This is a genomic window from Burkholderia sp. 28_3 (genome assembly GCF_003253915.1).
GTDB lineage: Bacteria > Pseudomonadota > Gammaproteobacteria > Burkholderiales > Burkholderiaceae > Burkholderia > Burkholderia cenocepacia.
Genome location: NZ_QKZF01000001.1, coordinates 730,525 through 744,921, shown reverse-complemented (window position 1 = coordinate 744,921; position 14,397 = coordinate 730,525). Strand labels below are relative to the sequence as shown.

Annotated in this window: 14 protein-coding genes; 7 read left to right on the top strand and 7 right to left on the bottom strand. The window is 66.8% G+C overall.

What is annotated here, in order from left to right:
• Positions 1 to 160: 160 nt before the first annotated feature.
• Positions 161 to 1,723: a glycoside hydrolase family 68 protein gene (locus tag DFS13_RS03530; protein ID WP_060212381.1), complete on the bottom strand. Its 1,563-nt coding sequence runs from the start codon at positions 1,721 to 1,723 to the stop codon at positions 161 to 163.
• 187 nt (positions 1,724 to 1,910) lie between these two features.
• On the opposite strand from DFS13_RS03530, the gene DFS13_RS03525 reads away from it, so the two are divergent.
• The 5 genes from DFS13_RS03525 to DFS13_RS03505 all read left to right on the top strand — a co-directional run bounded on the left by DFS13_RS03525 (position 1,911) and on the right by DFS13_RS03505 (position 7,024).
• Entirely contained in the window at positions 1,911 to 2,939 is a 1,029-nt protein-coding gene (locus DFS13_RS03525; protein WP_111441364.1) for a substrate-binding domain-containing protein, read from the top strand.
• Between the two features lie 341 nt (positions 2,940 to 3,280).
• On the top strand, positions 3,281 to 3,967 hold the full coding sequence (locus tag DFS13_RS03520) for a type 1 glutamine amidotransferase domain-containing protein (protein WP_006481723.1): 687 nt from the start codon (positions 3,281 to 3,283) through the stop codon (positions 3,965 to 3,967).
• Between the two features lie 141 nt (positions 3,968 to 4,108).
• Entirely contained in the window at positions 4,109 to 5,218 is a 1,110-nt protein-coding gene (locus DFS13_RS03515; RefSeq protein WP_006494940.1) for an NADH:flavin oxidoreductase/NADH oxidase, read from the top strand.
• A 138-nt stretch (positions 5,219 to 5,356) separates the two neighbouring features.
• Entirely contained in the window at positions 5,357 to 6,427 is a 1,071-nt protein-coding gene (locus DFS13_RS03510; RefSeq protein WP_006485660.1) for an AI-2E family transporter, read from the top strand.
• A gap of 222 nt (positions 6,428 to 6,649) precedes the next feature.
• Complete coding sequence (locus DFS13_RS03505) at positions 6,650 to 7,024, top strand: hypothetical protein (RefSeq protein WP_006494939.1); 375 nt, start codon at positions 6,650 to 6,652, stop codon at positions 7,022 to 7,024.
• Between the two features lie 38 nt (positions 7,025 to 7,062).
• Here DFS13_RS03505 and DFS13_RS03500 read toward each other — a convergent pair whose 3' ends face one another.
• The 3 genes from DFS13_RS03500 to DFS13_RS03490 form a co-directional block, all read right to left on the bottom strand.
• A complete protein-coding gene (locus DFS13_RS03500) occupies positions 7,063 to 7,857 on the bottom strand; it encodes an SDR family NAD(P)-dependent oxidoreductase (RefSeq protein WP_006485656.1) in 795 nt (264 codons plus the stop codon).
• 403 nt (positions 7,858 to 8,260) lie between these two features.
• Positions 8,261 to 8,815 carry an inclusion body family protein gene (locus DFS13_RS03495; protein ID WP_034202397.1) on the bottom strand — a complete coding sequence of 185 codons (555 nt, stop codon included), beginning with the start codon at positions 8,813 to 8,815 and terminating at the stop codon, positions 8,261 to 8,263.
• A gap of 122 nt (positions 8,816 to 8,937) precedes the next feature.
• A complete protein-coding gene (locus DFS13_RS03490) occupies positions 8,938 to 9,492 on the bottom strand; it encodes an AidA/PixA family protein (RefSeq protein WP_034202396.1) in 555 nt (184 codons plus the stop codon).
• A 362-nt stretch (positions 9,493 to 9,854) separates the two neighbouring features.
• Here DFS13_RS03490 and DFS13_RS03485 point away from each other — a divergent pair, with 362 nt between their 5' ends.
• Positions 9,855 to 10,412 (top strand): inclusion body family protein, encoded by a 558-nt coding sequence (locus DFS13_RS03485; RefSeq protein ID WP_006485654.1) that lies wholly within the window; start codon positions 9,855 to 9,857, stop codon positions 10,410 to 10,412.
• Positions 10,413 to 10,644: 232 nt separating this feature from the next.
• The gene (locus tag DFS13_RS03480) at positions 10,645 to 11,490 is read left to right on the top strand and encodes an AraC family transcriptional regulator (protein WP_060265968.1); all 846 of its coding nucleotides are present in this window, start codon (positions 10,645 to 10,647) and stop codon (positions 11,488 to 11,490) included.
• Positions 11,491 to 11,502: 12 nt separating this feature from the next.
• Here the strand turns inward: DFS13_RS03480 and DFS13_RS03475 are convergent, their stop codons facing one another.
• The 3 genes from DFS13_RS03475 to DFS13_RS03465 all read right to left on the bottom strand — a co-directional run bounded on the left by DFS13_RS03475 (position 11,503) and on the right by DFS13_RS03465 (position 14,366).
• Entirely contained in the window at positions 11,503 to 12,090 is a 588-nt protein-coding gene (locus tag DFS13_RS03475; protein ID WP_006485658.1) for a LysE family translocator, read from the bottom strand.
• 99 nt (positions 12,091 to 12,189) lie between these two features.
• Positions 12,190 to 13,674 carry a heavy metal sensor histidine kinase gene (locus DFS13_RS03470; RefSeq protein ID WP_006494936.1) on the bottom strand — a complete coding sequence of 495 codons (1,485 nt, stop codon included), beginning with the start codon at positions 13,672 to 13,674 and terminating at the stop codon, positions 12,190 to 12,192.
• Entirely contained in the window at positions 13,671 to 14,366 is a 696-nt protein-coding gene (locus DFS13_RS03465) for a heavy metal response regulator transcription factor (RefSeq protein ID WP_006485649.1), read from the bottom strand. Before DFS13_RS03465 ends, DFS13_RS03470 begins: the two co-directional genes overlap by 4 nt.
• Positions 14,367 to 14,397 lie beyond the last annotated feature (31 nt).

Genomic DNA, 14,397 nt, shown 5'->3' with positions numbered 1-14,397 from the left:
CATCTGCCGCCTGTACCGACGACATGCGCAAAGGTCAAAAGAAACGGCGGAAGAAAAAGAGGAGGCGCACACGCGACACGCGCGATACGCGCCTCCCGAACCTCGTGCCTTGATTGACTATCGTTATCGTGGCCTGGCCTGATTACGCTGGCCGTTGCCGTCAGTTGTGACCGGCCCCCGTCGCCGGCAGGTTCGCCGGGATGTCGCCGTAGCCGCCGAGGCCGGCGCGCCCATACGCGCGGTCGACCGCCGTCGACGTGCCGTTGATGTTCACCTTCACCGTCGGCGCGAGCGTGCCGCCGCGGCGCGGGCCGATCGCATCGATGAACGACTCGACGAGCCCGCCCGGCATCACGTAGTGCGAATACGACTGGAATTCGCGCGGATTCTGGTTCGGGTCCTGCGCATACGGTGCGCCGGCCGGCGCGGAGAAGTCGGTCGGGTTGCCGAGCACGAGGCCGCTGCCGCCGTTCAGCGGCAGGAAGTCGCTGCGGATGCCGTTGCCGACGAAGCCGTACACGCCGTCCGGGCCGTCGACGCCGGCCGCCATCGTCGTGCGGTGGCTGATCGTGAACAGGTAGTACTTGCCGTCCTTCAGATAGATCTGCGGACGCTCGGTCTGGTCGTCGACGCAGTTCGCCGACAGGATCGGCGGCAGGAACTTCCATTCGGTCAACTGCGGGTTGGTCGCGACCGCGAGGCCGACGTTGGCCTTTTGATACACTGCGCCCGAATTCATCACCGCGTTGAGATCTTCACGGTTCGGATCGTTCGGCGCGTAGCCGAGATCGGCATCGGTGCAGGTTCGTGCGCCGCGCGGGCCGCCGGTGTTGCCTTCGAACACCATGTAGGTCTTGCCCGGATGCGCGGGGTCGGTGAACACGAACGGATCGCGGAACGAGAAGTAGGTGTTCTGCTGGCCGGTCTGGTAGTAGTGGCCGTCCGGTTCCAGCAGCGCCTTGTGATCGTCGAAGCCGGTGAACCACACGTGCTTGTCGTCGGCGTGGATGTGGCCGTCGGCGCGCGTGATGATCGCCTGCGGCGGCGTGATGTCGGCGCCGCCGGGCGCCGAGCGGTTGAACGACGTCGCGGTGTAGTAGAGGCTGACGTTGCTGCCGTTCGTGAGGCGCGCGGAACCCGACCATTCGGCGTTGTTGGTCATCGGCGCGGTGCCGAACACCCGGGCGCTCGCGCCGTCCGGGAACAGATGGCCGCCCCAGGTCCAGCCGCCGTTCGCGGGGCGCTGCGACGCGGGGATGCCGGCGCGGCGATAGAAGAAGCCGATGCGGGCGTGGACGTGACGGTCGTCGAACGTGTAGCCCGCGTGCGGATCGGCGGTGAGCGAGAAGATCACCTCCCAGCCCTTGTAGCTGAGCTGGTTCGCTTGCAGGTCGGCCAGCGGCCACGTGTCCCACACCCACACGTTGGAGTTGATCAGCGGGAAATCCTGCGGGATGTCCGGCATCGTCAGCGCCTGCGGCAGCGAGTTCCTGTCGGCGCCGGCAGTGTGCGATTGCGCGACGATCTGGCGGATGTCCGCCCGCGTCCAGCGCATCGTGAAGTTGCCCTCGGGATCGTAGGCTTGCTGGGTATGGGGCGTGGGCACGGGCGCGCCCGTGCCGCCGGACTGCGCGTGCGCGACGGACGCGAGGGCGGCGAGTGCGCCGCCAGCGAGCAGCAGACGTTTGGCCGCGACCGGACGGAAAAGGGGAAAGTATGTCATCTCGTCGTCGTTTCCTAGGAAGGTGAAAGTGAACGGCTGAGTGGGCATCGATGTCCAAACCGGTTTGGATGCTATTTCAAACCGGTTTGGAACGCAAAAGATATTTATTTGGCGGTAATCGTTACCAATTGGAAATAATTACCCGGTCGGCGCGTCCCGGGCTTCGGGCAGCCGGGCGGATCGACGCATGCGAGGAATGACGGTGAAGGTGAATCTGAAGGCGCTGTCGGACGCGCTCGGTCTGTCGCGGACGACGGTCAGCCGCGCGTTGAACGGTTACGATGACGTCAGCGAGGCGACGCGCGAGCGCGTGGCGAAGGCCGCGCGGGAAATGGGCTACGTGGCCGATCCGACCGCGCGCCGGCTCGCGACCGGGCGGGCCGACATGATCGGGATCGTCTATCCGTTCGGCGCCGGCGATCTCGGCGATCCGCGGTTTGGCGAGGTCGTCGCGGGCATCACCGAGCGGCTCGCCGAGCGCAATCTCGATTTCATCATCGCGTCCGCGCGGCCGAACGCGGAGCTGGACACGTACCGGCGGATCGTCGACGGCAAGCTCGTCGACGGGCTGATCGTCGCGCGCACGCGGGTCGACGATCCGCGTATCGCGTACCTGCAAGGGAGCGCGTTTCCGTATGTCGCGTACGGCCGCACGCAGACGACCGGCCCGTATGCGTGGTTCGACTTCGACAACGAGGCGGGCGCGCGCGACGCGGTGCGCCGGCTGATCGGCTTCGGGCATCGGCGCATCGCGATGATCAGCGCGCCGCTGGCGCTGAATTTCGCCGCGCAGCGGCGCGCCGGTTATCTGTCGGCCTTGCGCGAAGCCGGGATCGACGCGGATCCGGCGCTGCTCGTCGAGTGCGCGTTCACGCACGACGGCGGGCTGCAGGCGGCGCGGGCGTTGCTCGCGCGGGCCGAGCCGCCGACGGCGCTGCTGGTCGACAACAACATCGCGGGCGGCGGCGCGTTTCGCGCGCTGGTCGACGGCGGACTGCGCCTGGGCGCGGACATGTCGCTGATCGTCTACGACGGCGTGCCGCCCGATCTCGCGCATCCGTATCGCGTCACGGCGGTCGTGCAGCCGACCGGGCATGCATCGGGGCGCGCGCTCGCGGAACTGATGCTGCGGCTGCTGGACGACGGTGTGCACGACCACCGGCTCGAGGCGCCGGCCATCGAGGCGGGCGACACGGACGGACCGGCGCGCGGGTAGCCCGCCCGGCGACGGCGGCGAGGCAACGGCGGGGCGCGACCGGACTGCGCCCCGGTCGCAAAGGCCATAACGACGGCAGGGGCGAACGCGCATTCTTCTAGACGACCGGTCTAATCCGGCGCTATCATCCGTCCTCAAGCGTGCGGCGACGTCTCCGGCGGGCTCAAGCAGGGGACGCCGTCGTTTTATTTCGGCCGTTTCTAGACGACTGGTCTAATAGGCGTATATCGCATGCGGATGAATGAATCGCACGTTGCCGCGCGCCGGCGGACTAACCGACAGGCGTGGCGCGCCGACGTGCGGCCCCGTTCCCCCGTTCATTTTCGAAGGAGTGTCCGATCATGAAGATCCTGGTTGTCCTGACCTCGCACGACACGCTCGGCGATACCGGCAAGAAGACCGGCTTCTGGCTCGAGGAACTGGCCGCGCCGTACTACACGTTCAAGGACGCGGGCGTCGAGTTGACGCTGGCGTCGCCGAAGGGCGGCCAGCCGCCGCTCGACCCGAAAAGCAGCGATCCGACCGCGCAGACCGACGCGACGCGCCGCTTCGACGCCGATGCGGCGGCCAAGGCCGAACTCGCGTCGACGCGCAAGCTGGCCGAGGTATCGGCGGACGACTACGACGCGCTGTTCTACCCGGGCGGCCATGGCCCGCTGTGGGATCTCGCCGAGGATCTGCATTCGATCGGCCTGATCGAGCGTGCGCTCGCGGCCGGCAAGCCGGTCGCGGCGGTCTGCCATGCGCCGGGCGTGCTGCGCCACGTGAAGAACCCGCAGACCGGCGAATCGGTCGTGCGCGGCAAGCGCGCGACGGGATTCACCAACAGCGAGGAGGCGGCCGTCGAGCTGACCGAAGTCGTGCCGTTCCTCGTCGAGGACATGCTGAAAACCAACGGCGCCGAATTCGAGCGCAGCGCCGACTGGGCGCCGCATGTCGTCACCGACGGGCTGCTGATCACCGGGCAGAACCCCGCATCGTCGGCGCCCGCGGCCGAGGCGCTGCTCGCGAAGCTCGGCCATCGCTAACCGCATGGCGCCGGCCGGGCCGGCGCCGCGTCCTTGCCGTCGCCGGGCGCTGCCGGCCCGCCGACGGCCCGCATCGTTGCGTCGTGCGCACCGCGCGGCGCATTCCCAGCCGTTTTGCAGAACCAAGCAAAGGAGTCGTGGATGTCTGCCCTGTTCGAACCGTTCAAACTCAAGGATGTCACGCTGCGCAACCGCATCGCGGTGCCGCCGATGTGCCAGTACGTCGCCGAAGACGGCGTCGTCAACGACTGGCATCACGTGCATCTGGCCGGCATCGCGCGCGGCGGCGCGGGCCTCGTGATCGCTGAGGCGACCGCCGTGTCGCCGGAAGGCCGCATCACGCCGGGCTGCGCCGGGTTGTGGAACGACGCGCAGGCCGAGGCGTTCGCGCCGTCGGTCGCGGCGATCAAGGCGGCCGGCGCGGTGCCGGGCATCCAGATCGCGCACGCGGGCCGCAAGGCGAGCGCGAACCGCCCGTGGGAAGGCGACGACCATATCGCCGACGGCGATCCGCGCGGCTGGCAGACCATCGCGCCGTCGGCCGTGCCGTTCGGCGCGCATCTGCCCAAGGTGCCGCGTGAAATGACGCACGACGACATCGCCCGCGTGCAGGCCGACTTCGTCGCGTCGGCGCAGCGCGCACGCGACCTCGGTTTCGAATGGCTGGAACTGCACTTCGCGCACGGCTATCTCGGCCAGAGCTTCTTCTCGGTGCATTCGAACCAGCGCACCGACGAATACGGCGGTTCGGCCGAAAACCGCGGCCGTTTCCTCGTCGACACGCTGGCCGCCGTTCGCAAGGTCTGGCCCGAGCATCTGCCGCTGACCGCGCGCCTCGGCGTGATCGAATACGACGGCCGCGACGAAGAGACGCTCGCCGAGTCGATCGCGCTCACGCAGCGGATGAAGCGGGAAGGGCTCGACATGCTGAGCGTGTCGGTCGGCTTCTCGACGCCCACCGCGCAGATTCCGTGGGGCCCGGCGTTCCTCGCGCCGATCGCCGAGCGCGTGCGCCGCGAGGCCGGGCTGCCGGTGTCGTCCGCGTGGGGGATCGACACGCCGCAACTGGCGAACCGCGTGGTGGCGGAACAGCAACTCGATCTCGTGATGGTCGGCCGCGCGCACCTGGCCGATCCGCACTGGCCGTACTACGCGGCCAAGCAGCTCGGCGTCGAGCGTCCGTCGTGGACGCTGCCCGCGCCGTACGCGCACTGGCTCGAACGCTACCGGGTCGCGGACAAGGTGGCGTAAGCGGGGGCACGTCGACGCCGCGCCGCGGCGCTCCGCGCATCGCGCGCGGCGCCGGTCGGGCGCCGATGGATAGAATGGCGGTTCGTCCAGGCCGATGGCCTGCGCGAACTGCCATTTTTTCTTTTCGACAGAGGTGCCATGGGCGCACATGTGCCGTCGTCTCACGATTCCGCCGCGCGGCCGCGCGCGCAACAGATCGCCCGCGTCGCGTTGTATGCGGCGCTGCTGGTGCTCGCGCTGTGGGTGATCCGCGATTTCATTCCCGCCATCGCGTGGGCCTGCGTGATCGCCATCGCGATGTGGCCGCTGCTGAAGCGCTTCGAATCGCACCGGCTGTTCCGCGACCGGCCGACGCTGATCGCGACCGTCATCACGGCGGCGATTTCGCTGCTCGTCGTGCTGCCGGTGGCGGTCGCGACGACCCAGGCGATCGCGCAGGCGCATGACCTGCGCGAGTGGCTGCACACGGTCCAGGACAACGGCATTCCGTTGCCGGACGTGGTCAGCCGGTTGCCGTACGGCGCGGCGCAGATCACCGAATGGTGGCAGGCCAATCTCGGCCATCCGCTGCATGCGGCCACCGCGATGCACGGCGTCAACAGCGAGAAATTCATCGCGTTCGGCCGGCAATTCGGCACGAAGCTCGCGCACGTGCTGCTCGAATTCGGTTTCATGCTCGTCACGCTGTTCGTGATCCTGCGCGCGGGCCACAAGCTGTCGGGTGCGTTGCTGCAGGGCGCGCGGCGCGCGTTCGGGCGCAACGGCGCGGAACTGATCGAGCGGATGGTCGCGGCCGTGTACGGCACGGTGACGGGGCTCGTCGTCGTCGGGCTCGGCGAGGGCGCGCTGCTCGGCGTCGCGTATGCGCTCGCGGGCGTGCCGCATGCGGCGCTGCTCGGGCTCGTCACGGCGGTCGCCGCGATGCTGCCGTTCTGCGCGCCGGTCGTGTTCTGCGGCGCGGCGCTCTGGCTGTTCGTGCAGGGGGCGACCATGTGGGCCGTCGTGGTCGCGGCGCTCGGGTTCATCGTCGTGTTCGTCGCCGAGCATTTCGTGCGGCCGGTGCTGATCGGCGGTTCGACACGGCTGCCGTTCCTGCTCGTGCTGTTCGGCATCCTCGGCGGCGCCGAGACGTTCGGCCTGATCGGGCTGTTCGTCGGCCCGGCGCTGATGACGGTGCTCACGATGCTGTGGGCCGAATGGATCGCTTGAGCGCGCATGCTGTTGCGTCGGCTCGACGCAGCGGTGCGACGACGCGGATGCCCACGCACGCGGGTGACGGCTGCAACGATCGCTGACGATTCGGCGGGCGAGGACGCCTGCGATCGCAGGGATCCGGATAACGATCTCTACATTTCTTTTCGATCCGGACCCAAAGGTCGAGTAGCATGGGGCTTTCGATCACGCCGGCATGGCGCAGCAGATTCCCCGAGCATGCGATTGATTTCGATGTCCCGTCCCGCAGCGACGCTGTCCCTGGCCGCCAGCTGCCTGATGTTGCATGGCTGTGCGTGGTTCGACTCGTGGCTGCCGTTTTCGTATTCGCGCACGCCGCTGGCACGGGCCGCGTCGAGGCACGGCGCGACGCGCGCCGACGTCGTCCGCGCCGCCGGCAACCCGCGCAGCGTCTGGATGGTCCGCAACGGCAGCGGTGTCTGCTACAACTATTTCATCGAGCACGGCAACGATCACCGGTCGTACTTCGTCGTGTTCGACAAGGCCGGCGTCGTCACGCAGTACGGCTTCGATTCGTGCATGGACGCCGACCGCAAGGGCACGCTCCAGCCGGGCAAGGCCGCATCGCGCTAGCGCGGCCGCCTGCGCCGCGCTAGCGTGTCACGCACGCGTCACGCGATCGTATCGAGCACGCCGCCGTCGGCGCGCAGCGCGGCGCCCGTCGTGGCCGAGGCGAGCGGCGAACACACGTACACGACCAGGTTCGCGATTTCCTCGGGCAGCGCCGGCCGCTGGATGATCGACGTCGCGCGCTCGGTGCGCACGAAATCCACCGCGACGTCGTCGATGCTGCGGCCCGTTTCGTCGGCCTGCGCTTTCAGCATCGCGCGCACGCCTTCCGACATCGTCGGCCCCGGCAGCACCGAATTGACGGTCACGTTGGTGCCGGCCGCGAGTTTTGCGAGGCCGCGCGCGATCGACAACTGCGCGGTTTTCGTGAACCCGTAATGAATCATGTCGACGGGAATGTTCAGGCCCGATTCCGACGAAATGAACACGATGCGCCCGGCATTGCGTTCGATCATCCCTTTCAGGTAATGCCGCGCGAGCCGCACGCCGGACATCACGTTGATCTGGAAATAATGTTCCCATTCGGCATCGTCGATGTCGAAGAACTGCTTCAGGCCGTAGATGCCCGCGTTGTTGACGAGAATGTCGGCATCCGGCGTGTGCTGCGTGACACGCGCGACGCCGGCCGCATCGGACAGGTCGGCGGCGACGCCGTCGAAGCTTGCGCCGGGCACGGTGTCGCGCAGTTTCTCGAGCGCGGATTGCACCGACGTGTCGCTGCGGCCGTTGACGACGACGCGCGCACCGGCGCGCGCGAGTCCTTCGGCGATCGCGAGCCCGATGCCGGCGGTGGAAGCGGTGACGACCGCGGTCTTGCCTTTCAGATCGATCTGCATGAGCGTGGCGGGGGGAAGAGTGAACGGGAAGCGCCGCGCGTGCCGCGGCGGACGGAATTCAAAGCTTAGGCAAATTCCGGTCAATAGGCCATCTCGCGAGCGCGTCGGCGGCGGTCATGCAGGAATGCCGGGGAGGGAAGTCGTGAAGTGCCGGCGTGGATCTCGGTCGCGAGAGATCCGTGCCGGCTCGGGGCAACCACGCGTGAGATCGGGTACCGCGCGTGCTTCACCCGCGCGGTACCCGACCGACGACGTATTCGCCGGCCGCGATGGCAGCAGGTCGAATGTCGGCCGGAAAGAGTCGGCGCCACTGCCGATGCTGGCGGATGCCGTGCATGCCGCCAGCCCATTTCGTGACTATTGCCCGCGGAACGGGTGAGCCGTCAACGCCGGAAGGCGAATATCAGGAGCACGTGACGAACCAGTCCCACCAGTAGTATCCGACCAGCTCCTGGGTGCTTCTTTCCAGCGTATAGAGCCCGAAGCACGCGCCAAGCGTTTCTATCCCGCTCTCTCTTGCCTTGGAGCCAATGCTGACGAAAGTCTGCGGCTTCGTCACCGGCGGCAGGCCGTCGCGCGTTTCAGGATTCAGTTGCACGGCGTTCACGTCGAGGAAGTCCTGCGAAAACGGGTTGAATACCTGCTGGCCGAACAGGTGCGAAACCTGATAAATCAGCACCGCGTCGTCCACGTTCCCATAGAGGGAGACTGCCCTCAGTGAAACCGTGTCGCCCGGATACAGCGTCAGAACAGGGTCGGCCGGGCCGTTTCCGATCGACCCGCCCCGCGCACCGGTATACAGCAGGCGCACGGCGCGGTGATCGACGGAGATCGGTAATTCGGGCTGCCTGCTCGGATGCGGGTATCTCCACTTGATGTATTCCGTGTCGATTACCGCAAGGATGTCGATTTGCTGCGCGCTCGGGTCGAGCGTGAGGCTTCCAAGATCGGCTGTCATACGGGTGCTCCATTTTGGTTTTGTCGTGGAAAAGGCGCGGCACCGTCCGGGGCGCCGCGCAAGATCTGCCGACTTGAATCGCTCCCGTATCGCTTCGGAGCGAGTTGTCGGCGGCGCTCGCGTCAAGCAGCGGCGGCTTGCCAGACCCAGAAGAAGTAGCCGAACAAGGATTTCCTGTTCTGGCTCCGCGTATAAAGCGCAAAAGACGTGGCGAGGTACTCGGATCCGGCGGATTTTGCGACGGATTCGAATGCCTGGAAGACCTGGGATTGCGCCGAGGTCGCGATGAGGTCCGGCGTTTCGGCAGCGCTCGCCGCGCCAGCCTGTTCGATGGTCACCGCGGTAAACGGAGCGAACACCTGAGCGCCCGAGTATTGCTGGACGTGGTAAATCAGCGCAGCGTCTCCGGAATTGTCGGCCAGCGACGTCCCCATCAGGGATACCTTGTCGCCGACATTCAATTTCAGGCCCAGATTACCGTTTCCCTCCGAACTGCTCACGCCGGGCGCGTGGCCGTTGAGCATGAACAACGCAGTGCTGGGGATGCTGGTCGGGTTCTGCGCGTTCAGGCTCGGATTGGGGTGACTTCTCTTTATGTAATTCGTGTCGATAACTGCAAGAATTTGAACGGACTGAGCGGCTTTTTCCAGATTGATACTGTTCGGATCGATTTTCATTGGAATACCTCCGTGGTGGGCCAATTGCCCGTGCGGTGCGCGTGGCGCATCGGCGATGCGCTTTTTCAGTATTGGCCATTTATATTGGTTTTAGTACCTGTCAGGTTTGATGGGGGATTTATTTTAATGAAAATTGCTTTTCGCGGACGAGATGGGGTCGATGTCGCGGTGTAATCGACTGTAATTGATTTTATGGATTTTTTCGGTCTGGAATCGGGTTGTCAGGTGTGAATTAAAACGTTCGTCGCCGCGTAATCGACTGTAATTGATTTCGATTGCCGAAGAGGACGATATTGTCCTTGACGCGCCAATGACGCGTCGTCGGATTTAAATTCATAACGCTTAATGAATGGAGATCAGCCATGGCTACCGAAGTCACTCTTGCATCGAGCGCACAGGACATCAACATCATCGCGGTGATCGATACGGAATGGGTCAAGAAAACGTATCCGAATCCGAGCCAGGATCCGAACAAGCCGACGGGCATCGCCCACAATGGCCAGTTCCTGATTTGCACCGGCGCGCGTGGCGTCAAGGGGCAGGGTACGGCCGACCTGGAAATCACCGCATATCCGGGTGACCGCGTCCAGTTCACCGGCGTGTCGATCTACGACAACTCCGACGATGCCGTGATCATCTACAACATCCCGCGCTATCAAGGCGACGAGGTATTCAACCCGTTCGTCTGCAACACCGTCGTCCGCAATGGCGCGGTGGAACCCAACCCGGATTCGGGGAGCCGCAATGGCCTCCCGCCGCTGAAGAAGCAACTCACGTTCGCGACTTTCGACTCGTCGGTCCGGAAAAGCGGCACCGAATATTTCGGCGTTTGCTTCGCGCTTTACAAGCTCGTCGGCGGGCAGAACCAGGAACTGTTCGGCTACTACTGGTGGGATCCGAAGATCTACGTGCCGGCCTGACCCGATCGTCTCGACGTCGGCGCCCGAGCAGGCGGAAACGCCTGTAGGCGGGTACAGGGCGCGATGTCCCGGCCCAAGCGCGACATCGTGTCGGGCGCCGGCGACGGGCAGGATCGTGCCCACGATCATCGTCGTGGGCACGATTCAACCGAACATCGAAGCCGGACGGTGCGGTTGCGCGGCGCCGCACAGTCTTGTACGGTGAGCATTCGTCCGAACCGGAGCCCGCCGCGTGAACCGTACCGCCAACCGATCCACCGTACCGTCGCCGTTCTGGCGCGATACCGCGCTGCCGTTCATCGAGGCGCGCACGGTCGACGACGGGCGTGCGATCTGCTATGCGAAACACACGCACGACACGCTGTCGGTGGGCGCGATCGTCGGCGGCACGAGCACGTACGTAAACGGTGCGACGAACGCGCACGTCGGCCGCGGCGTGCTCGTGATCATCGATCCGGAGCAGGTACACGCCTGCAATCCCTACGGCCCGGATGCGTGGGCATACCGGATGGTCTATGTCGACGTGCCGTGGCTCGCGCGGCTCCAACACTCGCTGGGGCACGATCCGAACCGCGATTTCCACGGGTTTTCGCCGAAGTGGACCGACCGCGGCGACCTGTTCGCGCAATTTGGCGGCTTCTATCGCTCGCTCGTGTCGCCCGGCATCGATGCGCTCGGCAAGGAAAGTGCGGCGGTCGAATTCTTCACGGCGCTGCACGGCGCGCTCGACCGTGAGCTGCCCGACCGGCGGCCGGGAGACGACAACGCGAAACTCGCCCGCGCAGCCGACTACATCGCCGCCCATTGCCGCGAGTCCGTCACGCTCGATGCGATCTGCGCGGCGGCCGACCTGTCGCCGTCGTACCTGATCCGCGCGTTCAATGCGCGTTACGGGATGACGCCCCATGCGTTCCTGATCGATCGGCGCGTGCAGTACGGCCGCACCGAGTTGCGCCGCGGCCGGCCGATCGCCGAAGTCGCGCTCGACGCCGGCTTTGCGGACCAGGCGCATTTCCAGCGCGCATTCCGGCGGATCGCGGCCGCGACGCCCGGACAGTATCGCAGCGCGATGCGCTGACCGGCGAAGCCGCTACACGTCCAGCAGGAACAGCGCGCTGCCCGCGAGCAGCAGCGCCATCAGCCGGTTGAACACGCGCATGCGCCGTGCGTTCGCGAGCCGGTGCCGCAACGACGCGCCCGCATAGCCCCAGCATGCGATCGACGCGAAGCAGATCACCAGATACAGCGCGGCGAACTGCCAGACCTGCGCGCGGTCGCCATCGGCCGCATATGCGCCCATCGCGGCCACGCACGCGAGCCATGCCTTCGGATTGAGCCACTGCATCGCCGCGCCGGACGCCGCCGACGGGCCGGCCACGTGCGGATCGGCCGACAGCCGGCCGTCGTCGAGCGCGAGCCGCAGCGCCATGTACAGCAGGAACGCGATTCCCGACCACTGCGTGGCCGTCGTCAGCACGGGCCAGCGCGCGAGCGCCGCGTGCAAGCCGAGGCCGATCAGCAGGAACAGCGCGACGAAGCCGAGCGTCGCGCCGGCCGCGTAGCGCAGGCTCGCGCCGAGGCCGTGGCGGGCGCCCGCGCTGAGCGCGACGATGTTGACGGGACCGGGGGTGATCGACGAGGCGAGCGCGAACGCGGCCATCGAAACCAGCATGCTCATCAGGTGTCTCCATGCGACATGTCTAAAGTCGTATCGAGACTACGGGCGCCGCGTCGGCCCGTATTGAAGAAAACTGCCCTCGGCGGCGCGCGACCGCCGTCAGTGCAGCGCGCGCGGCGCGTGCGCCGGCCGCGCGTCGCGCGGACCAGACGGATTGGCCGAATCGGCCGAATCCACCGCGCCGGCGACATCGGCCGGCCGCAGCGGCCCGCCCGAGCAGGGTTGCGTCGATACCGAGAAGCCGAACGTGTTGACGCCGCCCGAGCACGCGACGAACACGCCGCCGCCGTGCATCTCGGCCACGGCCTTGACGATCGACAGCCCGAGCCCGTGGTTTTCCTTGCTGTTCGCGCGCGCTTCCTCGAGCCGGTAGAAGCGCTCGAACACATGCGAGCGCAGCACCGGGTCGATCGGCTCGCCGGGGTTCGACACGGCCATTTCGACGAGCGTGTCGCGGCGCGTGATCGTCACGTTCAGCGTCGCGCCGGGCGCCGAATGCTGGATCGCGTTGATCAGCAGGTTCGTCATCGCGCGGCGGAACAGCGACGGATCGACGGCCGCGCGCGCATCGCCGTGCAGTTCGGCGCGCAACCGCGCCTCGTCGAGCGGGATTTCGAGGAAGTCGAGCATGCGCCGCACCTCGTCGGCGAGCGATACGTCCTTCAGGTCGGTCGCGCGTTCGCCGCGGTCGCTGCGCGACAGGAACAGCATGTCGTTGATGATCACGCGCAGCCGCTCGAATTCCTCGAGGTTCGACTGCAGCGTCTGGCGCATCCGGTCGACCGACCGGTCGCGGCTCGTCAGCGCGACCTGGGTCTGGCCGATCAGGATGCTGATCGGCGTGCGCAGCTCGTGCGCGACGTCCGCGTTGAACGCTTCGAGCCGCGCGTAGGTTTGCTGGATCCGTTCGAGCGCGCCGTTGAACGACGTTGCGAGATCGCGCAGCTCGGTCGGCAGCGCGTCGGTGTGCAGCCGCTGGCGGCGGTTCGTCGCGCTCACGCTCGCCGCGTCCTGCGAGAGCCGGTCGAGCGGCGCGAGCCCGAAGCGCGCGACCGCGCGGCTCAGCAGCAGCGTGATGACGGTGGCCGTCGCGATCAGCGCGGCCAGCGTCCAGCCGAAGCGGCGCAGCATCCGCTGCGTCCGTTCGCACGACGTCGCGACCACCAGTTGCAGCGTCGGCCGCTCGCCGGCGCCGGCCAGCGTGATGGTTTTCGTCATCACCGCGTAGCTGCTGTCGTTGAGCTGGTAGCGCTGGAACGCGCCGAACGGCGGGTCGAGCGGCACGCCGTCGACGGGGCTGCCGAAGCGGAACGCGGGGTTGTCGCTGATCACCTGGTAGTGCGTCGAGCCGTCGGGCGGCTCGAGATCGGCGAGCTTTTCCTGCATCAGGCGGCCGCGCGCGGCCGTGGTCGCGTGCGACACGATCATCTGGGCGACCTTGGCGCGCGTGTCGATCGTCGCGCGCAACTCGGCGAACAGCTGGCGCTCCATCATCACGAACAGCCCGCAGCCGACCAGCGTGAACACGAGCAGCGACACGATGCCGAACATCGCCGAAAGCCGCAGGATGATCGAGCGTTTCATGCGCGCCGCTCCGCGTCGCCGTCCTCGCGCGCTTCGAGCACGTAGCCCATCCCGCGGATCGTGTGCAGCAGCTTGTCCGCGAACGGGCCGTCGAGCTTCGCGCGCAGGCGCTTGATCGCCGTTTCGACGACGTTCGCATTGCTGTCGAAGTTCACGTCCCACACGAGTTCGGCGATGGTCGTCTTCGACAGCACCTCGCCGCTGCGCCGCGCGAGCACGCCGAGCAGCTGGAATTCCTGCGCGGTGAGGTCGAGCCGCGTGCCGTCGCGGGTCGCGCGGCGGCCGATCAGGTCGACGCGCAGGTCGCCGATCGAGATCAGCGTCGATTCCTGCACGCGGGCGCGGCGCGTCAGCGCGCGCAGCCGTTCGATCAGCTCGAGGAACGAGAACGGCTTGGTCAGGTAGTCGTCGGCGCCGCCGCGCAAGCCGCGCACGCGGTCGTCGACGCGATCGCGCGCGGTCAGCATGATGACGGGCGTCTGCTTCTGCGCGCGCAACGCACGCAGCACGCCGAAGCCGTCGAGCTTCGGCAGCATCACGTCGAGCACGACCACGTCGTAGTCGAATTCGACGGCTTTCCACGCGCCGTCCTCGCCGTCGAGCGCGGTATCGACGACCCAGCCTTCCTCGGTCAGGCCGCTCTTCAGGTATTCGACGACTTTCGGTTCGTCTTCGACGATCAGCACTTTCATGTTGGTTTTCCGCGTAACCGGGTTAAGGGCA